Below are 19,890 nucleotides of genomic sequence, written 5' to 3' on the forward strand. Positions count from 1 at the left end.
ATTGTTCGTGTCGCACGGGGTCCAGAAGGGACAGCATCTCCAGTGGACGGACGCTGCCCACGGCCAGACCTGGTTCAGGCGGCATCCCGAGTGACGTGACTGTCGGGTTTGTCCGGCCTCGCCCGGCGTTGGCGGGATGTCCGGGTCCGCGTGCGACCCGTTTGTGGCCGGGGAGCCGGGGAACTCGCCCCGTTCGTCCGCCGGCAGGCCGGACGGCATGTCGAGGGAAACGAAGGAGCGGAGCATGGAGTACGAGCAGATGATCGCCACGGTACGACAGCGCGCTGGCCTCGGCGAGAACGAGGCCGTGCGGTCCGTAGAGGCCGTCCTGTCGGTGCTCGGCGAACGGCTCGCCGGGCAGGAGGCCGACCACCTGGCGGCACAGCTACCGGAGCGGTTGAACGGGTCCGTCACGCGCAATCCGCAGGGCCGCCGGTGGGATGTCGGCGAGTTCCTGAAGGCCGTCGGGGACCGCGAGCAGGTCGCGAACGCGGACCACGTGCGTCAGCATGCCCAGGCGGTGTTGCGGACCGTCGCCGAGGCGCTCGATGACGACCAGCGACACGACCTGCTCGCCCAGCTTCCCGGCGGCATCACCGATCTCTTCGGTGTGCCGACCCCACGAGGCTGAGCCCGACGAGGCTGAGCCCCACGGACGCCTACGGGATCGGCCACTCGTGCACCGGTCGGTTGCTGTGCATCAGGTCGATGTAGTGGCGGACCACCTCCCGGAGCGCCTCCGGCCGGTCCAGGTGGTCGGCGGACTCCAACCGGTGCAGCGTCTCCACCTGCCAGGTCGCACCGTTGCGGCTGGTCAGGCAGCGCTGCTCGATGATGCCGAGCAGCCGGTCGCGCTCACCGGGGTCGAGCCCCCAGCGGTCCAGGCCGTGGTGTGCCAACGGCAGCAACCGGCGCAGCACCAACTCGGTGACGGGCAGATAACCCAGGCCGGGCCAGAAGACCTGCGCGTCGATGCCGTGCCGGGCGCAGTTGGTGAAGTTCTCCTCGGCGGCGCTGAACGACATCTGTGACCACAGTGGCCGGTCGGATTCGGCCAGGGCACGGACCAGCCCGAAGTAGAAGGCGCCGTTGGCGATGGTGTCCAGCACGGTCGGACCGGCGGGCAGCACCCGGTTCTCCACCCGGAGATGCGGTCGGCCGCGGGACACGTCGTACACCGGGCGGTTCCACCGGTAGATGGTGCCGTTGTGCAGGCGCAGCTCGGCGAGATTGGGCACCTCGCCGGCCGCGAGGGCCTGCGCCGGGTCCTCCGGGTCGCAGACCGGCAGCAACGCCGGAAAGTAGCGCACGTTCTCCTCGAACAGGTCGAACACGCTGGTGATCCAGCGTTCGCCGAACCAGACCCGGGGGCGTACCCCCTGGGCCTTGATCTCTTCCGACCGGGTGTCGGTGGCCTGCTGGAACAGCGGAATGCGGGTCTCGCGCCACAGCTCCCGGCCGAAGAACAGCGGCGAGTTCGCACCGACGGCCACCTGGACGCCGGCGACCGCCTGGGCGGCGTTCCAGTAGTCGGCGAACTGGGGAGGGCTGACCTGTAGGTGGAACTGGGTGCTGGTGCAGGCCGCCTCCGGGGTGATCGTGTCGGCGGTGACCGCCAGGCGCTCCACGCCGCTGATGGCGATCGGCAGATCCTCACCGCGCGCGGCGAAGATCTGCTCGTTGAGCAGCTTGTAGCGGGGGTTGGCGGAGAGCGTCTCGGCGGTCAGGTGCTCGGGGCGCAGCGTCGGCAGGATCCCGATCATGACCATGTGCGCGCCGATCGCCCGCGCCTTCACCTCGGCGGCGTTCAGGCTGGCCCGGACGTACTCCTCGAAGTCCGCGGTGCCGGTGCCGGTCAGCCGCCGCGGCGGCACGTTGATCTCGACGTTGAACTGGCCCAACTCGGTCTGGAAGCTCGGGTCGGAAATGGCCGCCAGCACGTCGGCGTTGCGCATCGCCGGGTTCGACGCCTCGTCGACCAGGTTCAGCTCGATCTCCACGCCGGTCATCGGACGGTCCACGTCGAAGCGCGACTCGCGCAGCATCTCGGCGAAGACGTCCAGGCAGCGGCGGACCTTGTCGCGGTAGCGGGCCCGATCCTCTCGACTGAAGGTTCGTACGCCGACGTCCTCGCCCATCGTCACCACCCTGTCACCGCTGGTTCCCCTAACCTCGCACGTCCTCGTCCGGCAGGGGAATATCTGAGGCTTCTTTCCTACCCAGTGACGGACCCGGTGACCCCTGTCCCGTTCACGAGGTCCGTCAGGTGGCGGCGCACCGACACCGCTACCATTGCCGCCCGAGAGGTGGTGGCGTGGCGATGCGCGACAAGGTGACCCGACTGTTCGTTGCGGCGGCGATCGCGGAGGCCTGCTCCTGGCTGGCCCTGCTGGTCGGCATGCTGGTCAAGTACGGCCCGCCGGAGAACGAACTGGGTGTCAAGATCTTCGGGCCGATCCACGGCGGCCTGTTCGTCGCGTACGTCGTGTTGACGCTGGCCGTGGCCCGGCTGCACCGGTGGAGCCTGCTGGCCACGGCGGTCGCTCTGGTCAGTGCCGTGCCGCCGTTCGCCACCCTGCTCTTCGAACGCTGGGCCCGCCGCCGGGGCATGCTCGGCGTGGAACGGCGACCCGTCCGCGAGACCGTGCGGATCGGCTGACCACTCAGTCGATCAGGAAGGCACTCAGCACTGCCGCCAGGGCCTCCGGCGCCTCCTCGGCCATGTGGTGACCCGAGTCGACCGACGCAGTGCGCACGTCGTCGGCCCACTCCCGCCAGATCGACGCCGGGTCGCCGTGCAACTCCACCATGTCGTCGCGTTCGGCCCAGACGAACAGCACCGGGCAGGAGATCTTCCGCCCGGCCGCCCGGTCGGCGTCGTCGGCGGCGCGGTCCGGCCCCAGACCCGCCCGGTAGTCCTCGCACATCGCGTGCACCGTCGCCGGGTCGTGGATGGCCCGGTGGTAGTCCGCGTAGGCCTCCTCGCCCATCTGGGCGGGGGAGCCGCCGTACCAGGCATCCGGGTCGGCGTTGATCAGCGGTTCCGCCGGCTTGTCGGTCTGGCCCAGGAAGAACCAGTGCCACCAGCGGGCGGCGAACCGGGCGTCGCAGGTGGCCAGCGCCGCGCCGATCGGCACCCCGTCGAGCACGCCGAGGCGACTGACCCGCTCCGGGTGGTCCAGGGCGGTACGCATCGCCACGTACGATCCGCGGTCGTGACCGACCACGGCGGCACGCTCGTGACCGAGCACGTCGAGCAGCGCGATGACGTCGCGGGCCATCGCACGCTTGGCGTACGCGCTGTGGTCGGGCGTCTCCGCCGGCTTCGTCGAACCGCCGTACCCCCGCAGGTCCGGGCAGATCACCGTGTGGCGCTCGGCGAGTAGCGGCGCGACCCGGTGCCAGGTCGCGTGGGTACGGGGATGGCCGTGCAGCAGCACCACGGGCGAGCCGGCGCCGCCGCGGCGCACCCGCAGACGGACCGGGCCGACATCGATCTCGTCGAGGGTGAATCCGGGAAACATGGACGTGCCGATGCCCTCCCGAGCGGGCCCGAAACACGGAGGCGGCTCAGGTCAGCGCGGAGCAGGCCGTGATGCCGGCGACCAGCAGCGCGCCCAGGACCGCCTGCAACAGCAGCGGCGGCCCGAGGTGCGACCAGAGCGTCGCGGTGCGCGGGGTGAGCAACTGCCCGGTGGTGAGGTTGACGATCCGCTCGATGCGCGGCGGCAGCTCCGGGTCGCGTTGCGGGCGCAGGGTGAGCTGCACCTGGTCCGCCGGGTGCAGGGCGCTCTGCGGCAGGTGCCCGTGCAGCTCCACCTCGCAGAGCTGGCCGGCGGTGTTGCGCAGGCGCACCGGGACGACCAGGTATTCCGGACCCTGCTTGAGTTCCTTCCACCGTCGGCGGGTGCCGCCACCGCCGAAGGAGAACAGCGAGCGCAGCAGCAGGGCGGGCAGCCGGGCGATCGCCGCCGCGGCGAGCACCGCCACCAGCACCGGCTGACCGATGCGGACCTCGCGGGTGTAACCGTCGAGCAGGCGGACCAACCGCCCGGTGACGATCCTTTCCGTCGGGTGCACGATCCGTCGGCTTTCGAGTCCGCTGTCCATTCCCACCACCGAGAGTCCGCTTGTGTGTACAGATCGTATCGACGTCCTGAGTTGAACGACGTGAATGAAACCTGGTCACGGGCTCACGGCTGCGAGGTGACATCCCGGGCGACCCGGGTAAGCGGGGGGCCGAGCTGGAAAGGGGTCGAGCATGCAGCTGTCCTTCCTGCGCCCGCTCTACGACCGTCCCGGGCCGTGGTGCTCGGTGTATCTGGACGCCTCCGCCGACACGGAGGACGCCCATCCCGCGCTGGACCTGCGCTGGCGTGCCCTGCAACGTCGCCTGACCGAACAGGGCGCCGACGAGGCGAGCATCGCCGCGTTGGACCGGGTGATCCGTGGCCACGACCCGATGGTCGGGGACTACGGCCTCGCGGTCTTCGCCAGTCACGGGCGGGTGGTGCTCTCCGAGTACCTGTCCGCGCCACCACTGCGTGACCTGGCCAGTTTCGCGCCGCTGCCCCACGTGATGCCGCTGCTCGCCCAACGCGGCGAACAGGTGGCCTGGGTACGGGTGATCGCCGACCGGCTGGGCGCCGACGCGATGGCGGTCAGCGCCGGCGGGGTGCCCCGGCGGGCGCACGTCGCCGGGCGCGACGCGTACCCGCTGCGGCGGACCAAGCCCGGCGGCTGGTCCCAGTCGCGCTACCAGAGGGCCGCCATGGAGGCCTGGCACCAGAACGCCGGTGACGTCACCGCCGCCACGGTGGAGCTGGCGGACCGGGTCGGTGCGGACGTGGTGGTGGTCGCCGGCGACGTCCGGGCCACCGGGATGATCGCCGCCCAGATGCCGGAGCGCTGGCAGGACCTGGTGGTCCGTACCGATGCCGGATCGCGGGCCGGTGGCGCCGACCAGACGATGCTCGACGACCTCACCGTGCAGACCATCGCGGAGGTCGCCGACCAGCGGATCAGCGCCGCGCTGGACCGGTTCGGGGTGCAGGAGGACGTGGGCGCCGGCCTCGACGCGGTCGTCTCGGCCCTGCAACGCAACCAGGTCGACACGATGATCATCGTGGACGATCCGTCGGCCGACGGCGAGCTGTGGATCGGCTCGGAGCCCACCGAGATCGCCGTCGACGCGGGGCAGTTGGCCGCGATGTCGGTGGCCGAACCGCAGCGAGTACGCGCGGACGCCGCGCTGGTCCGCGCGTTGGTCGGCACCGACGCGGCGCTGACCGTGCTGGGTCCGGACGAGGCTCCCGAGCTCACCGACGGCGTCGGCGCGGTGCTGCGCTACGTCGACCCCAGCACACCGGGGCGCGGCAATGGCTGAGCGCCGGGTGGCGGACCTCGTGGTGGAGCGACTCCTGGCCTGGCGGGTGCCCCGCGCCTTCGGCTACCCGGGCGAGGCGATCGCCCCGCTGGTCGAGGCGTTGGACCGCACCGGCGGCGAACCGGCGTTCGTCCCGGCCCGGCACGAGGAGACCGCCTCGTTCATGGCCACCGGGCACGCCAAGTTCACCGGCGGCATCGGGGTCTGCCTCGCCACCCAGGGACCCAGCGCCGTGCAACTGCTCAACGGCCTCTACGACGCCAAGCTGGACAGCAAGCCGGTGGTGGCGATCGTGGGGGAGGACATCTCCGGGCCGCTCGGCGGCGCGCACCAGGAAATCGGGTTGAGTCGGCTCTTCGGCGACGTGTGCAACCAGTTCGTCCGCTACGGCCGCAACCCCGAGGACGTGGCCGCGCTGCTGGACCAGGCGTTCCGTACGGCGGCGGCGACCCGCAGCCCGACCTGTGTCGTGCTGCCCCGGGAGTTGCAGGAAACCCTGGTGCCCGACGTGCAGACGTCCGCCGTCGGGGTGGTCTCGGCCACCCCCGGTGAGCCGTTGGCCCGGGTGCTGCCGCACGAGGCGGACCTCGACGCCGCCGCGCAACTGCTCGGTGGCGGCCAGCGCGTCGCGATCCTGGTGGGCCAGGGCGGGCGGGACGCGGCCGCGGAGATCATCGAGGTGGCCGACCGGCTCGGCGCCGGGGTGGCCAGTTCACTGCTGGGCAAGCCGGTGCTCGACGAGCGGCTGCCGTTCCACACCGGGGTGCTCGGCGAGGTCGGCACCCCGGCCGCCGCCGAGCTGATGGGTGGCTGCGACACCCTGCTGATGGTCGGCACCAACGACCCGTGGACCGACTACTTCCCGATACCCGAGCAGGCCCGCACCGTGCAGATCGACATCGACGGCCGCCGGATCGGCACCCGCTACCCGGCCGACGTGCCGCTGGTCGGCGACGCCGCCGAGACGTTGCGGGCGTTGCTGACCCGACTGCGTGGTCGACCCGAGCAGCAGTGGCGCGCCACCGTGGAGAGTTCGGTGGACCGGTGGCGGGAGGTGGCCGCCGAGCGGGTGGCCGCGCCCGCCGACCCGGTCAACCCGCAACTCGTACTCCAGGAGTTGTCGGCCCGTCTGCCGAGCACCGGAGCGGTCGCGGTCGACGTCGGCTCGGTCCTCTACTGGTACGCCCGGCACCTCACCCTGCCACCCGGGGTGAACGCGCAGCTCTGCGGCACCCTGGGCTCGATGGGCTGCGCGCTGCCGTACGCGGTGGCCGCCAAGCTCGCCGCCCCCGACCGGCCGGTGATCGCGCTGGTCGGCGACGGGGCGATGCAGCTCAACGGCCTCGCCGAGCTGATCACCGTGTCCCACCACTGGCAGAGCTGGCGTGACCCACGGTTGGTGGTGCTGGTGCTCAACAACCGGGACCAGAACGGCATGGGTGGCGGACGGCAGCCGTCCTCCGACCCGGCCAACCGCCGCCCCGACGTGCCGTACGCCGGTTGGGCCCGCCTGCTGGGGCTGCACGGTGTGCGGGTGGACCGCCCGGAGCTGGTCGGCGCGGCCTGGGACGAAGCCCTCGCCGCGGACCGTCCCTGCGTACTGGAGGCGGTTGTCGACCCGGCGGTGTCGCTGGCGCCGCCGGAGCCGGCGTTCGCCGACCTGCGCGGCCTGTACGCCGACGGCGCCCCGGCCCGGAAGGTCCGGGAGCAGGTGGAGGTCACCGCGAACGCCGAAGACCTCGTTTAGCCGCCCTCGGCCAGGGCATCAGAAGCGGCCCGACGACGCTGGAGGTCCCATGTCCGAGCCCGCTGACCGCCGCTATGGTCCGGCGGCCCTGCCGCAGTCACGCGGCCCGGTCTCCGCCGCGGTGCTCGACGCACTCCGATGCCCGCCGCACGACCTGCCGGCGGGGCTCGGCGCCGACCTCGACCCCACCGACCCGATCACGGACGAGGACCTTCAGCTCACCCTGTTCCTCTGCTACGAGCTGCACTACCGGGGTTGGTGCGGGGTGGACGAGGCGTGGGAGTGGCAGCCGACGCTGCTCGCACTGCGCGCCGAAGCCGAACGGCCCTTCGAGGCGGCCCTGCGCCGGCTGGTCGGCGCACCGTCGGTGCCGGCCGCCGGGGTGGCGGCCGGCCTGGCCGAACTGGTCGCGGCCGACAACGGCCCGCCGCTGGCCGCGACGCTGCAACGCCGTGCCGACCTCACCCAGTTCCGCGAGTTCGCCACCCACCGCTCCGTCTACCACCTGCGCGAGGCGGACCCGCACAGCTGGGCGCTGCCCCGCCTCGGCGGGCCGGCCAAGGCCGCCCTCGTGGAGATCCAGACCGACGAGTACGGCAACGGCCGGCTGGACCGGATGCACGCCGAGCTGTTCCGGCGCACCCTCGAACGGCTGGGGTTGGACACCGCGTACGGCGCACACCTGGACGCGGCACCCGCGGTGACCCTGGCGACCAACAACCTGATGTCGCTGTTCGGGCTGCACCGGCGCTGGCGCGGCGCACTGCTCGGGCACCTGGCCGCGTTCGAGATGACCTCCTCGCTGCCGAACCGCCGCTACGGCAACGGGCTGCGCCGGCTCGGCCTCGACGAGGTGGCCACCCGCTTCTACGACGAGCACGTCGAGGCCGACGCGGTGCACGAGCAGATCGCCGCCCACGACATGTGCGGTGGCCTGGTCCGGGTCGAGCCGGCTCTCGCCCCCGACGTGCTGTTCGGCGCGGCGGCCGGGCTGGCGGTGGACCGGCTGTTCGCCGGGCACCTGCTGGACAACTGGGCCGCCGGCCGCAGCTCACTGCGGTCGCCGGCGCCGCCCACCGTGCCGCCGACCGTCTCGCTCACCGCGACGGCGTCGGCCGTAGTGGTCCCGCCGGCCCGGCCCGTCGTCGTCTGAACGGCCGGCGCGTCAGGACTGCCGGTCGGCGCCGGCGCGGAAGTTGATCGCCTTGTGGGTGCCGTCGCAGAACGGCTTGAGCGCCGACTTGCCGCACCGGCACAACGCCACCGTGCCCCGGCGCGCGTCGATGTGCTCGCCGTCCGGCGTGACAAGTGCGAAGTCGCCGCGGACCAGTAGCGGTCCGTCCTCGTACGGGGTGATGGTGGCGGCGGCTGGCTCGCTGGTGTCGTCGGTGCGCATGGCCCCGGAAGTGCCCGCCCTGACCCAGGCGAAACCCGTGCCGACCGCCGTCGAAGAGGCGACTCCGGCGGATCGTCGCCGAACGGCGGTGATGACCGGCGCACCCCGCTGACCAGCGGAATGTGCTGCCGGGTGGGTGATGCCCCGTTTGAACCCCATCGGTACGGGAAGCCGGGCCGCGTGGTGAGCGAACGAGGCAAGGTGGGGCCGGTGCACAAGGTGCACAAGGGGCTCACGGCCGATGGCGCCGGTCTCGCCGGCGACCGGGTCGTGGCCGCGGGCAGCGCCGCCCGGGTGTTGGTCGCCGCCACCGCCCGGGCGCTGCGCGGGGAGGACTGCGCCGACCTCGGGCACACCGGGCCGACGTCGCGCTTCCCGGGCGCCCCGGAGCCGGTACGCCGCGCCGCGGTCACCCGCGCCGCCGGTCGGGTCGCGCTCACCGTGGCCCAGGTCGACGAGGTGGACGGCGCTCGGGTGGCCCGCTGGTTCGTCGACCAGTATCCCCGTCGGCGCTATCCCGGCGTGCTGATCGGCTCGCCGCACGGCGCGGCGGCACACCTCGCGGTGGCCCTCGGCGTGCCGTGGCTGCCGGCCGGTTTCGAGATGACCGTGCACTGGTCCGACGGCGCGGTGGACCGTCCCGCGGACGCGCTGGAGCACGGCGCGGCACTCGCCGCCCGGTTGCTCGCCGGCAACGCCGACCTGCACCTGCGCCAGGTGCACTGCCCGGCCAGTCGAGGCCCGCTGACCGGGGCGACGGTGTCACTGACCGCCGCGTGGCGGACCCTGCCGGCCGCGTACGCGCAGTTTCTGACCGACCGGCTGCTCCCGGGCGCCCCGGTGCTGCTGGTCCGTGACGCGCGCACCTGGCCGGTGCTGGAGCGCGGTTCCGGCCACAGCTTCCAGGTCGGCTGCCCGGCCAGCGGGCTGGACCCGGTCGACTTCCACCCGGACAGCCACGCGCTGCGGCAGGTGCTGCGCTCCGTCGGCGGCGACGCGGCCCGCTGGGACCCACCGGAGGTCTCCGTCCCGTCCGGTTACGCCGAGCAGGACGTCGACCCGGGCTTCGAACCGGCCGTGCGGGACTGGTCCGCCGGGCACCAGCACCCGCTGCACCGGATGCTGGTGCCCCGCCCGGCGGCCCTGAGCGCGGGCGTGGCCGACCTGTACCGGCGGTGGTTGCGCGGCGCCGGCAAGACCGGCGACCGGTTGGTGGTGGAGTGCGGCCGGCTGCTCGACCCGTGGCAGGTGGTGCGGGCGGGGCTGGTGCCGTACTGGTGTGAGAACGCCACCCGGCGCAGCGTCGACGAGGCCGAGTGGTGGCTGGCCGGCAGCGAGGCCTTCAGCTCGGTGGACGTGCTGCCCGAGCCGCCCGGGATGCGCTCACCGGCGCTGGCCGGGCTGCCCCAGTGGCTGGCGGTGGCCGGTTTCGGACGCCGCCGTCGGGCGTTGGACCGGACCACCGCCCGGGGCTACCCGGTCACCTCGGTGCCGACCCGTCGGGCCACCGAGGTGCTGCGGGCGCAGCCGTACGACCTGCCCCTGCCGCCCCCGCTGGGGGTCGCAGAGGCGCTGGCCGTGCTCCGCGACAGTGGCGGCCACCAGGGGTTACTCGTCTCCTGAGGCGGACACGCCGAAACTTCCTCGCGAACCCGGGGTCCCGTGATTGAGTACCTACGGAGCGGGAACATCGCTGGCTGCGACGGCCTGATTGCGCTGCGTAGAGGCGGTGTCGCCCGCTGGCATCCCAGTCACTGACCCACTTTTCCGGCCCGGTGCGTGGCTCGGCCACGCGCACGACCGGTTTCCCGATCCGGGCGGGGGACCTTCCTGAGGGAGGCGCGGATGTTCGGACAGACGAGCACGACCACGACCACACCACCACCCACCGAGCGAGGTCTGGAGGATCTCGACGCGGCGGCAATGGCGTACGCGGCCCGGATCGCCGGGCTTCCGCCAGAGCGGCGGGGGGAGGCCCGCGACGACCTGGTGCGCTTCGCGCTGCCGTTCGCCGGGCGGCTGGCCCGCCGGTACCGGGGGCGTGGGGAGCCACTCGAGGACCTGGAGCAGGTCGCCCGGCTGGGGCTGGTCAACGCCGTCGACCGGTATGACCCGGAACGGGGCTCGTTCACGGCGTACGCCGCGATCACCATCGTGGGCGAGATCAAACGGCATTTCCGGGACCGCACCTGGGGCGTCCACGTGCCCCGCCGACTGCGTGACCTGATCCTCGAGGTCGGACAGGCCACCGCCGCACTGACCAGTGAACTGTCCCGGGCGCCGTCGGTGGCCGAACTGTCGGCCCGACTGGAGACCCCGCAGGAGGAGATCCTCGCCGCGTTGGAGTCGGCGGCCGGCTACAGTCCGGCCTCGCTCAACGCCCCGGTCGGTGGTGAGAGCTCCGCGGAGTTCGGCGACCTGGTCGGCGAGTCGGACAACGCCCTGGAGTCCGTCGACGACCGGGTCACGGTGAGCGGACTGCTGCACCGACTGCCCTGGCGCGAGCGGCGCATCCTGGCGATGCGCTTCTACGGCAACCAGACCCAGGCTGAGATCGCCGCCCGGTTCGGCATCTCGCAGATGCACGTGTCCCGGCTGCTGTCGCGGGCGCTGACCTGGCTGCGTCAGGCGATGCTCGCCGACGCGCCGCCGCCGTGGCAGAACGGTGCCGCCGAACCCGACCCGGGCAAGACCCGGATCTCGGTGAAGCAGAACGGTGACCGTGTGGTGGTCGAGGTCGGCGGCGAGATCGACCGCGACGGCGCGGACCAGTTGCGCCGGGCCATGTTGGAGGCGGTCACCGGCCAGCCCAGCGAGGTGGTCGTCGACCTGGTCGGCGCGGGTGGGTTCGACGCCGGGGGGATCGCCGCGCTGATGGCCGGGCACGAGGCGGCGGAGCGGACCGGCGTACCGCTGCGGCTGACCCGGGTCCAACCCGCGGTACGCCGCTCGCTCACCGCCGCCGGCCTGGCACCCGTGCGGGACTGAGCCACCGCGCTGGCTCCCTCCGTCCCGCGAGATGCGGGCGGCACGCACGCACGCACCGACCGACGCGACGAGGGCCGACACCACCAGGTGCCGGCCCTGCGTCGTACGTCGGTCAGTCCTGCTCGGGGTTGCCGTCGCTGTGCGGGTGCCGCCAGCGTTCGTGCGGCTTCGGCGCGTCGTCGGCGTCCTTGGGCGCGTCGCTGTCCTCGAAGCTCGGCCGACGGACGCCTTCGGGCTCCGGCACGTCCACCGGCCTCGCACCGGATCGCGATGCCGGCTGGAAGTCGGTCGCCTCCCGGGCGCCGTGCGCGCCCTCGGCGGCCGGTGACTCCGGCGTGTGGTGCTCCATCCGCAGTTCCTCGGCGAAGTGCTGCGGCGGCTTCGTGGTGCGCTGCGGCAGGTCCCGGCCCAGATCGGCGACGAGCGGGCCGTACTTCAGGTCGAACGCGGGGCGCTCGGAGCGGATCCGGGGCATCCGGTCGAAGTTGCGCAGCGGCGGCGGGCAGCTGGTGGCCCACTCGAGGGAGTTGCCGAAGCCCCACGGGTCGTCGACGGTCACCACCGCCCCGTACCGCCAGGACTTCCACGCGTTGTAGATGAAGAACAACGTGGACAGGCCGAGGATGAACGCGAAGATGCTGGAGATCGTGTTCAGCGTGGTGAAGCCGTCGCTGGGCAGGTAGTCGGCGTACCGGCGGGGCATGCCCTCACTGCCCAGCCAGTGGTGCACCAGGAAGGTGCCGTGGAAGCCGATGAACATGGTCCAGAAGTGCGCCTTGCCGAGCCGCTCGTCGAGCAGCCGCCCGGTCATCTTCGGCCACCAGAAGTAGTAGCCGCCGAAGAGGGCGAAGACCACGGTGCCGAAGACCACGTAGTGGAAGTGCGCCACCACGAAGTAGCTGTCGTGGGTGTGCCAGTCCACCGGCGGGCTGGCCAGCAGCACCCCGGTGAGGCCGCCGAGCAGGAACGTGACCAGGAAGCCGATGGCGAACAGCATCGGCGTCTCGAAGGTGAGCTGCCCCTTCCACATGGTGCCGATCCAGTTGAAGAACTTCACACCGGTGGGCACGGCGATCAGGTAACTCAGGATGCTGAAGAACGGCAGCAGCACCTGGCCGGTGGCGAACATGTGGTGCGCCCACACCGTCATGGACAGCACGGTGATCGCGATGGTGGCCAGCACGATCCCGGTGTAGCCGAAGAGCGGCTTGCGGGAGAAGACCGGAATGATCTCGGTGATGATGCCGAAGAACGGCAGCGCGATGATGTAGACCTCGGGGTGGCCGAAGAACCAGAACAGGTGCTGCCAGAGCATCGGGCCGCCGGTGGCCGCGTCGTACACGTGCGCGTTGAGCAGCCGGTCGGCGGACAGCGCCAGCAGCGCGGCGGCCAGCAGCGGGAAGACGAGGATCACCAGCACGCTGGTGAACAGCATGTTCCAGGTGAAGATCGGCATCCGGAACATGGTCATCCCGGGTGCGCGCAGGGTGAGGATCGTGGTGATCAGGTTGACCGCGCCGAGGATGGTGCCGAGCCCGGAGACGACCAGGCCGAGCACCCACATGTTCGCGCCCACCCCGGGGCTGTTCTCGACGCTGCTCAGGGGGTTGTACGCGGTCCACCCGAAGTCCGCCGAGCCGCCCGGCGCGAGGAACCCGCCGACCACCATCAGCCCACCGAACAGGTACAGCCAGTAGGCCAGCGCGTTGAGGCGGGGGAACGACACGTCCGGCGCGCCGATCTGGATCGGCACGATGAAGTTGGCGAACCCGAACGCCGCGGGCGTGGCGAACAGCAGCAGCATCACCGCGCCGTGCGAGGTGAAGAGCTGGTTGTACTGCTCGGAGGAGAGGAACTGCATCCCCGGGCGGGCCAGTTCGGCGCGCATCAGCATCGCCTGGAGCCCGGCCAGCAGGAAGAACCCGAAGGACGTCAGCAGATACAGCAGACCGATCTGTTTGTGGTCGGTGGTCGCGAGAAATTTGATCAACGAGCCGCCGGGGACCGGTGCTCGTACCGCTCCGGGGAACCCCCCGAAGCGGGCCGGTGCCAGGATCGCCGGGCCCCGATCGCGACCGGGTTCCGTGGTTACCCGCTTGGGCATGGCTGCTCACCCCGTCGTGACGGCAGAAAGGACGGGCGTGCCTACCCGACCCTTGCACCATGTAACCAGCCCGAAGCGGTAATTTCGGTCAGATCGCCAGTACCGGCGCGAGCACCTCGAACGCTCAGGTCGCCGGAAGCATCGCCCAGACGGCCTTGCCCGCACCGGCCGGCACGCTGCCCCAGCGCTGGGTCAGCTCCCGTACCAGCAGCAGGCCCCGCCCACCCTCGGCGTGCAGATCCGTCCCGCCCGCCCGAGCCTGGGCGCTGCTGCCGTCCACCACGGCGAGGTGCAGGTACGGCCGGCGCAGGGTCACCGTCACCTGCATCGGCGTGCCGGCGTGCCGGACCACGTTACCGACCAGTTCGCTGAGCACCAGCGAGGCCGGGCCGGCCGCGTCCGGCAGGTTCCACCGCGCGCACGCGTCGGTGACCAGGTCCCGAGCCCGCCGGCAGGCCCCGGCCACCGGCTCCAGCCGGGCCCGCATCCGCAACGTGGACGTCGTGCCGGCCACCCGGGTCGCCTCGGCGCAGTCCGGCGACGTCGGGACCACCCGGCAGGTGGTCGACTCGGCCAGCCACCGCGCGGCCACCGGCGTCGGGGAGCAGAGCACGACCGGCACCGACGGCCACTCCTGAGCCCGGCGGGCGGTCGCGACGAAGACCGACAGCGCCAGCCGGTCGCGAACGTCGACCTCGGCCATGTCGACCACCAGCGCCTCCGTCTCCTCGACGAGGGCTCCGTTGAGCGCCTGGTGCACCGACCGCATGGTGCCCAGGTCCAGTGCGCCGCTGAGCCGGACGACCGCCACCGGTGCCGTGGTGCGCACGTCGCAGGTGATCCGGCTGGACATCGGCGCCCTCCATTCGCTGCTGGGTCGGGATCTGCCAACTACCCGACGCCCCGCCGCGTCAAACGGGATGGGCGGCGAGGCGAGCCAGGTCACGCACCGAAGCGGCAGGTCACGGGCGGTGCCGGCGCCGGCATGGTCACGGCCGGTGCCGGCTGTTGCCGACACCCAGCGCGATCATGCCGGCGCCGAGTCCCAGGTGCAGCCAGCCGTCGGCGTTGTTGACCGGCAGGACGTTCGCCCCGGTGTCGTGGTCCACCGCCAGCCCGTACAGCCACAACACCAGGTAGACGGCGCCGCCCCCGATCAGGAACGCCCGGGCGCCGGTGACCGTCCGGGCCAGCACCAGACCCGCCACCCCGAACGCCACGTGCACCAGGTTGTGCAGCACCGACACCTGGAAGACACCGAACAGGTACGCGCCCGAGTCGTGGCCGGCGAAGCGCAGGGCGTCCATGCCGCTGGTGATCCCCGGCACGAAACCGAGCGCGCCGACCAGCAGGAACAGCACCCCCACCGATGCCGCCGCGCGACGTACCGGCGGCTTGCCGTCAGCCGGGTTGGGGCGCGCCCGGGAGTGCGCCATCGATCCGACCATCACCGGCTCCTCGCTGCGCCGCGGGCATGAGGCTGCCGGGCTACCCGCTGCCGCCACCGCCAAACCCGCGCCACCGTTGCGGCCGTGTCGCCGGTCCGGCCGCGCCACCGGTCCGGCCGAGTCGCCGCCGTCAGGCGGGGAGCAGCCTCGGCGCGCTGGCCAGCTGGCGGACCCGCTCGTACAGCTCGACGTAGCGCTGCGCCATGACCGCGGGGGTGAACCGCTGCGCGGCGACCCGCCGGCACTCGTCGGGCTCGAGCAGTTCGGCGGAGAGTACGAGGTCGTCCAGCTCCTCCTCGTCGGTGGTGAGCAGACCGGTGCGGCCGTGCTCGATCAGCTCCGGCAGGCAGCCCCGGGAGGTGGCCACCACCGGCGTGCCCAGGGCGAGGGACTCGACGACCGCCGTGCCGCCCGGCTCCTCCCAGCGCAGCGGGAACAGCGACGCGCGGGCGCTGGCGAGCAGGTCGTCGCGCTCCTGACCGGCCACGGTGCCGACCCAGCGGACCAGGTCGCCGTCGACGTGGGGCGCCACCTCGTCGAGGAAGAACCGCACGTCCGGGTTCTGCCGGGCCTCGTCGCCGGCCGCGGCCAGGTCGGCCGGCCGATGGTACGGGCCGACGGGACCAGCCAGCACCAGCGGAACGCCGATCCTGTGCGCGAGCCGGGCACCTACGTCCTGCCCCTTGCCCGGGTTTATCCGGCCCAGGATGAGCAGGTGCTCGCCCTTCTCCGGTCGGGGCCGCCGATCGGCGTCGACGGCGAGCGGGGTGGACAGGTGCACGTGCCCCACCGAGTGCTCCCGCAACGCCAGCGGAGCGCGGGCCAACTGCGACGCGGAGACACCGTTGACCCGGACCCGGTCGCCGCCGTCCAGACCGCCATAGAGCGCCGGATGCTTGGCCAGGTCCCAGTGCAGGGTGTGCAGGGTCGGCGGGCCGGCCGGTCCCATCGCGGCGAGAGTGGCCAGCCCGACCGCCTCGACGTGGTCGTGCACCAGGTCGATATCGTCGCGGGAGTGCAACTCCCGCACCACCCCGGCCAGGTGCGCCTGGGCGATCCCGCAGACCTGGTTGTACGGCCGCTGCAACGCGGCGAACTGCCCGTCGGCGAAGACCGACACCTGTTCGTCCACCGGCAGGGTGCTGCTGCCCACCGAGGCGAGCACCACCCGTACGCCGAGTCGCCGCAGCTCCGGCACCAGCGTGGCGATCACGTTCTCGATGCCGCCGTAACCGGGTGGTGGCACGGACAGCCACGGGCCGGCGTTCATCAACACGGTCAGGCTCATCGCGCCCGTCCCTTCCTGCCGCTCACGGTGCCCCCGGTTCGCGACTGCGGGGCTCGCAGGACCGGCTCACTCCTCGCGCTCACGGTGCCTCCGGTTCGCGACTGCGGGGCTCGCAGGACCGGCTCACTCCTCGCGCTCACGGTGCCCCCGGTTCGCGACTGCGGGGTTCGCAGGACCGGCTCACTCCTCGCGCTCACGCGGCGGCCACCCGGCGGCGGGGCACCCGGTGGCGTAGCTCGGCCAGTGGGGGGCGCTCCTCGATGGACACGTCGCTGACCACGATCTCGCGGTCGAGGTTGGGCAGCGTGTCGGAGCCGCCGCGACGGAACTGGGTCAGCAACGACTCCGGCACCAGCCCGGGAGTGGCCCAGCCGCGCCGCTGCAACCGGGACCAGGCGGTCAACATGATCTGGGCGGACATCCGGCCGAGGGCCGCCGTGTCCTGGTGCCGGTGCTTACGCTCACCGAGGTCGACCTGCGCCATCGCGTCCAGGCCCACCAGGTCGAGCAGGTCGATCATCATGGCCGTCTCCACCCCGTACCCGGAGACGAACGGCACCTGGGACAGCACGTCCCGGCGGCCCGCGTACTCGCCGGCGAGCGGCTGCACGAAGCCGGCCAACTCGGGCCAGAACAGGTTGAGCAGCGGCCGGGCCATCAACTCGGTCACCCGGCCGCCGCCGTCCTGCTCCACGTTTGCGGCGCCCACCAGTGGGCGGTGATAGAAGCCCTTCACGAAATCGACCGACGGGTCGGTCAGCAGCGGGCCGAGCAGTCCGCTGACGAAGTGCGGGCGAAACTCCCGCAGGTCGGCGTCGATGAATGCGACCACGTCACCTTCGGCGGCGGCCAACCCGGCCCAGAGCGCGTCGCCCTTGCCGGTGAGTCGGGGCAGCCCTCGGGTCATCGCGTCCTGGCTGACCACCTCGGCGCCGGCGGCGCGGGCCACCTGCGCGGTCCGGTCGGTGGACCGGGAATCCACCACGATCAGCTCGTCGACCAGGGCGACCCGATCCATCAGGTGCTCCCGGATGGTCGACACGATCGCGCCGACGGTGGCCTCCTCGTTGCGGGCCGGCAGCACCACGCTGACCCGCGTCGTTCCCTTGGCACGCAGCAGCCGACGTGCCGGCCAGTCGGCCGCCGACGTCGTCCGGTACGTGGCCCACGCCTCCACCACCGGTGACACGCTTGTTGTCGTATCCCGCACGGGCACCCCTCCGTTCGTGCGTGGAAAAACCAAAATTGGTTGTTCCCAATCGCCAGCACGCTCTAACCGCTTTTCCGGCAACAGCTTGATCACAACGGTGACATGACCGCGTTCCCAGGGGATGAACGTTTGATTGCGCACACCCCAGGGGACTGCTCCCACCGCACATGAAAGGTCTTCGAAGGGGTGTCGAATGCGTGTAAGCCGGGTGGGTCTGGTCGGAGCCGGTGGAGTGGCACAACGCCACGCGCGGGTGCTGACCGGATTCGACGACGTGGAGTTGGTCGCGGTCACCGACGTCACACCGGAGGCGGCGTCCGCGCTGGTCGCGCAGCACGGCGGGCGGGCCTGCGCCGACGTCGCCGAGCTGCTGGCCACCGGCCCGGACGCGGTCTACATCTGTGTGCCGCCGTTCGCGCACGGTCCGGCGGAGGAAGCCGTGATCGAGGCCGGCGTGCCGATGTTCGTGGAGAAACCCGTATCGGTCGACCTGGGTACCGCCGAGCGGATCGCCGACCTGGTGGCCCGCAGCGGGCTGCGCACCGCGGTCGGCCACCACTGGCGTTACCTGACGGTGCTCGACGAGGCCCGCGCGTTGCTCGCCGACCGTCCGGTGCGGATGGTCAGTGGCGCCTGGCTGGACAAGGTGCCCCCGGTGGCGTGGTGGTCGCGGCGGGACCGCTCCGGTGGCCCGGTGGTCGAGCAGGCGGCACACGTGCTCGACCTGATCCGCGTGCTGGCCGGCGAGGTGACCGAGGTCACCGCGTACGGCAACGGCACGCCGCCACCTGTCGACGGCGCCGACATCGACTCGGTGACCACCGCCGCCCTGCGCTTCGCCGACGGCGCGGTCGGCACGCTCAGCGCCGCCTGCGTGCTGGGCTGGAAGCACCGCGCCGGGTTGGAGATCCTCGCCGACGGGCTGGCACTCGCGCTGAGCGAGGACGGCCTGACGATCCGCGACGCCGACGGGGAACGACACGTCCCGGCCGACCCGGACGCCGCCCGGGTGGCGGTGGACCGTGCCTTCGTCGACGCCGTACGGGGCATCGGCGACGACGTGCGCGTCCCGTACGCCGAGGCCCTCGCGACCCAACGGCTGGCCCTCGCGGTGGCCGACTCGGCCCGCACCGGCGCGACCGTGCGGCTGACGACCCCGAGCCTGCCGGCGGTCCTCGACACGGGGGTGACCGTCGATGCGTGACACGGTCGTGGTGGTCACCGGTCCGGGCCGCGTGGAGCTGGTGGAGCAGGACGCCGCCCCGCTGCGCCCCGGCACGTTCCGGGTCGAGACGCTGTTCAGCGGCGTCTCGGCCGGCACCGAGCTGAGCTACGTCAAGGGCACCAACCCCTACCTGAACGTCACCTGGAACGCCGACCTGGGGCTGTTCCAGCCGGGAGCGGCGAGCACGCCGTACCCGGTGACCCGGCTGGGGTACATGCAGGTCGGCCGGGTGGTGGAGAGCGAGACCCCCGCCGTCGCGGTGGGCACGGTCGGCGCGATGACCTACGGGCACCGCACCGGCTGGCTCGCCGACCCGGTCGCCGAGCGGTTCGTGGCGCTGCCCGACGACCTGGACCCCCTGCTCGGCGTCTACGTCGCGCACATGGGTCCGATCTGCGCCAACGGTCTGCTGCACGCCGCCGCCGACCTGCACGGCGCCGACGTCCGCTCGCTCGGCGACGGGGTACGCGGCCGACGGGTCGCCGTGGTCGGCGCGGGCGTGGTGGCGCTGCTGACGGCGCTGTTCGCCCGACGAAACGGCGCCGCCTCGGTGGTGGTGCTCGATCCCACCCCGCACCGCCGGCAGGTCGCCGAGGCGCTCGGTCTGGAAACCCTCGACCCGGACGCGGACGACCCGGCGGTCGTGCTCAAGACCCGGTGGGCGCACACCGCCGGTGACCGCGGCGCCGACGTGGTGTTCCAGTGCCGGGGGCAGGCGTGGGCGTTGCAGCTCGCCCTGCGGCTGCTGCGGCCCCAGGGCACCGTCATCGACCTCGCCTTCTACCAGGGCGGGGCGGACGCGGTCCGGCTCGGCGAGGAGTTCCACCACAACGGCCTGTCGCTGCGCTGCGCGCAGATCGGCCGGGTGCCGCGCGGACTCGCCCCCACCTGGGACCGGGAGCGGCTCTCCGCCGAGACCGTCGACCTGCTCCGGACCTATGGCGACGTGGTCCGCAAGCACCTCGTCTCCGCCGTGGTGCCGTTCGACCAGGCGCCGACCCTGCTCACCGACCTGGCCGACCGTCGCCGCCAGGAGCTACAGGTGGTGCTGTCCGCCTGAGGTGCCGGAGCGGACCCGCCGGGTGACCGGGCCGGCTA

General features: G+C 72.4%; 18 protein-coding genes. 9 read left to right on the forward strand and 9 right to left on the reverse strand.

Annotated elements, in window-relative coordinates; translation table 11 throughout:
* The first annotated feature begins 244 nt into the window (after positions 1–244).
* Positions 245–631: a DUF2267 domain-containing protein gene (locus AB0A90_RS28835; protein WP_357254044.1), complete on the forward strand. Its 387-nt coding sequence runs from the start codon at positions 245–247 to the stop codon at positions 629–631.
* A 28-nt stretch (positions 632–659) separates the two neighbouring features.
* Here AB0A90_RS28835 and AB0A90_RS28840 read toward each other — a convergent pair whose 3' ends face one another.
* Positions 660–2,138 (reverse strand): glutamate--cysteine ligase, encoded by a 1,479-nt coding sequence (locus tag AB0A90_RS28840; RefSeq protein WP_357254046.1) that lies wholly within the window; start codon positions 2,136–2,138, stop codon positions 660–662.
* Between the two features lie 182 nt (positions 2,139–2,320).
* On the opposite strand from AB0A90_RS28840, the gene AB0A90_RS28845 reads away from it, so the two are divergent.
* Positions 2,321–2,659: a DUF3817 domain-containing protein gene (locus AB0A90_RS28845; RefSeq protein WP_357254270.1), complete on the forward strand. Its 339-nt coding sequence runs from the start codon at positions 2,321–2,323 to the stop codon at positions 2,657–2,659.
* Positions 2,660–2,663: 4 nt separating this feature from the next.
* Here the strand turns inward: AB0A90_RS28845 and AB0A90_RS28850 are convergent, their stop codons facing one another.
* Both AB0A90_RS28850 and AB0A90_RS28855 read right to left on the reverse strand, forming a co-directional pair.
* Entirely contained in the window at positions 2,664–3,524 is an 861-nt protein-coding gene (locus tag AB0A90_RS28850) for an alpha/beta hydrolase (protein WP_357254048.1), read from the reverse strand.
* A gap of 46 nt (positions 3,525–3,570) precedes the next feature.
* Complete coding sequence (locus AB0A90_RS28855) at positions 3,571–4,119, reverse strand: hypothetical protein (RefSeq protein WP_357254050.1); 549 nt, start codon at positions 4,117–4,119, stop codon at positions 3,571–3,573.
* Positions 4,120–4,261: 142 nt separating this feature from the next.
* Here AB0A90_RS28855 and AB0A90_RS28860 point away from each other — a divergent pair, with 142 nt between their 5' ends.
* From AB0A90_RS28860 to AB0A90_RS28870, 3 genes are read left to right on the forward strand one after another with little or no spacing between them, the layout of a single operon-like run.
* Complete coding sequence (locus AB0A90_RS28860; protein WP_357254053.1) at positions 4,262–5,386, forward strand: Vms1/Ankzf1 family peptidyl-tRNA hydrolase; 1,125 nt, start codon at positions 4,262–4,264, stop codon at positions 5,384–5,386.
* Positions 5,379–7,133: a thiamine pyrophosphate-binding protein gene (locus tag AB0A90_RS28865; RefSeq protein ID WP_357254055.1), complete on the forward strand. Its 1,755-nt coding sequence runs from the start codon at positions 5,379–5,381 to the stop codon at positions 7,131–7,133. Before AB0A90_RS28860 ends, AB0A90_RS28865 begins: the two co-directional genes overlap by 8 nt.
* 49 nt (positions 7,134–7,182) lie before the next feature.
* Positions 7,183–8,286: an iron-containing redox enzyme family protein gene (locus AB0A90_RS28870; protein ID WP_357254057.1), complete on the forward strand. Its 1,104-nt coding sequence runs from the start codon at positions 7,183–7,185 to the stop codon at positions 8,284–8,286.
* 12 nt (positions 8,287–8,298) lie between these two features.
* On the opposite strand, the gene AB0A90_RS28875 is transcribed toward AB0A90_RS28870, so the two are convergent.
* The gene (locus AB0A90_RS28875) at positions 8,299–8,529 is read right to left on the reverse strand and encodes a CDGSH iron-sulfur domain-containing protein (RefSeq protein WP_357254059.1); all 231 of its coding nucleotides are present in this window, start codon (positions 8,527–8,529) and stop codon (positions 8,299–8,301) included.
* A gap of 180 nt (positions 8,530–8,709) precedes the next feature.
* Between AB0A90_RS28875 and AB0A90_RS28880 the strand changes: the two genes are divergently transcribed.
* Together AB0A90_RS28880 and AB0A90_RS28885 are read left to right on the forward strand one after the other, a co-directional pair.
* Positions 8,710–10,152: a hypothetical protein gene (locus AB0A90_RS28880; RefSeq protein ID WP_357254061.1), complete on the forward strand. Its 1,443-nt coding sequence runs from the start codon at positions 8,710–8,712 to the stop codon at positions 10,150–10,152.
* Positions 10,153–10,374: 222 nt separating this feature from the next.
* Positions 10,375–11,517, forward strand: a complete 1,143-nt coding sequence (locus AB0A90_RS28885; RefSeq protein WP_357254063.1) for a SigB/SigF/SigG family RNA polymerase sigma factor — start codon at positions 10,375–10,377, stop codon at positions 11,515–11,517.
* A 112-nt stretch (positions 11,518–11,629) separates the two neighbouring features.
* Here the strand turns inward: AB0A90_RS28885 and ctaD are convergent, their stop codons facing one another.
* The 5 genes from ctaD to AB0A90_RS28910 form a co-directional block, all read right to left on the reverse strand.
* On the reverse strand, positions 11,630–13,621 hold the full coding sequence (ctaD, locus tag AB0A90_RS28890) for a cytochrome c oxidase subunit I (RefSeq protein ID WP_357254065.1): 1,992 nt from the start codon (positions 13,619–13,621) through the stop codon (positions 11,630–11,632).
* Between the two features lie 124 nt (positions 13,622–13,745).
* On the reverse strand, positions 13,746–14,474 hold the full coding sequence (locus AB0A90_RS28895; RefSeq protein ID WP_357254067.1) for an STAS domain-containing protein: 729 nt from the start codon (positions 14,472–14,474) through the stop codon (positions 13,746–13,748).
* Positions 14,475–14,610: 136 nt separating this feature from the next.
* Positions 14,611–15,069: a DUF4383 domain-containing protein gene (locus AB0A90_RS28900; protein ID WP_357254069.1), complete on the reverse strand. Its 459-nt coding sequence runs from the start codon at positions 15,067–15,069 to the stop codon at positions 14,611–14,613.
* Between the two features lie 130 nt (positions 15,070–15,199).
* A complete protein-coding gene (locus tag AB0A90_RS28905; RefSeq protein ID WP_357254071.1) occupies positions 15,200–16,357 on the reverse strand; it encodes a glycosyltransferase in 1,158 nt (385 codons plus the stop codon).
* Positions 16,358–16,550: 193 nt separating this feature from the next.
* Positions 16,551–17,534 (reverse strand): glucosyl-3-phosphoglycerate synthase, encoded by a 984-nt coding sequence (locus tag AB0A90_RS28910; RefSeq protein ID WP_357254272.1) that lies wholly within the window; start codon positions 17,532–17,534, stop codon positions 16,551–16,553.
* A 226-nt stretch (positions 17,535–17,760) separates the two neighbouring features.
* On the opposite strand from AB0A90_RS28910, the gene AB0A90_RS28915 reads away from it, so the two are divergent.
* Together AB0A90_RS28915 and AB0A90_RS28920 are read left to right on the forward strand one after the other, a co-directional pair.
* Positions 17,761–18,771 (forward strand): Gfo/Idh/MocA family oxidoreductase, encoded by a 1,011-nt coding sequence (locus tag AB0A90_RS28915; RefSeq protein ID WP_357254073.1) that lies wholly within the window; start codon positions 17,761–17,763, stop codon positions 18,769–18,771.
* Positions 18,764–19,852: a zinc-binding alcohol dehydrogenase gene (locus AB0A90_RS28920; RefSeq protein ID WP_357254075.1), complete on the forward strand. Its 1,089-nt coding sequence runs from the start codon at positions 18,764–18,766 to the stop codon at positions 19,850–19,852. Before AB0A90_RS28915 ends, AB0A90_RS28920 begins: the two co-directional genes overlap by 8 nt.
* Positions 19,853–19,890: the final 38 nt, after the last annotated feature.

The sequence above is a fragment of the Micromonospora sp. NPDC049204 genome (assembly GCF_040647935.1).
In the GTDB taxonomy this organism is placed as follows: domain Bacteria; phylum Actinomycetota; class Actinomycetes; order Mycobacteriales; family Micromonosporaceae; genus Micromonospora.